Below are 387 nucleotides of genomic sequence, written 5' to 3' on the forward strand. Positions count from 1 at the left end.
CCACCGCTGATTGTGCGAACGCGATCAAAAACCGGAACACCGCGCCTGGTTGCGACTCAGCCTTCCGCCGCCACCGGATGGAGGTGCGCGAAATCTTGGAAGAATTCGCCGTAGTCGCAGGTGATTTCCTCGCCGGCTGCGATGTCGCGGATGGCGGTGGCGCCGCCATATTGCGAGAAATCCGTGTTCGGCCGCTCGGCATGGTTCATGAAGCGGCCATTGTCGACCTCATAGACGATGAAGCCGGGCTTATCCGGGCTCGGATAGGCATAGCGGTCGAGCAATTCCCTCAAATGCGGGGGCGCGGCCTCATATTTGTCCTGCGGAATCAGCCGGTCGAAATCGGGATCGAGCCGCCAGATCGAGGCGCCTTTTCGGATCGGCTCG

Annotated in this window: 1 protein-coding gene; it reads right to left on the minus strand. The window is 61.2% G+C overall.

What is annotated here, in order from left to right; genetic code table 11:
* Positions 1 to 56: 56 nt before the first annotated feature.
* A partial coding sequence (locus tag EN852_RS35915) for an SET domain-containing protein-lysine N-methyltransferase (protein ID WP_135879691.1) occupies positions 57 to 387 on the minus strand: 331 nt, incomplete at its 5' end.

The organism is Mesorhizobium sp. M2E.F.Ca.ET.209.01.1.1 (assembly GCF_004010375.2).
GTDB lineage: Bacteria > Pseudomonadota > Alphaproteobacteria > Rhizobiales > Rhizobiaceae > Mesorhizobium.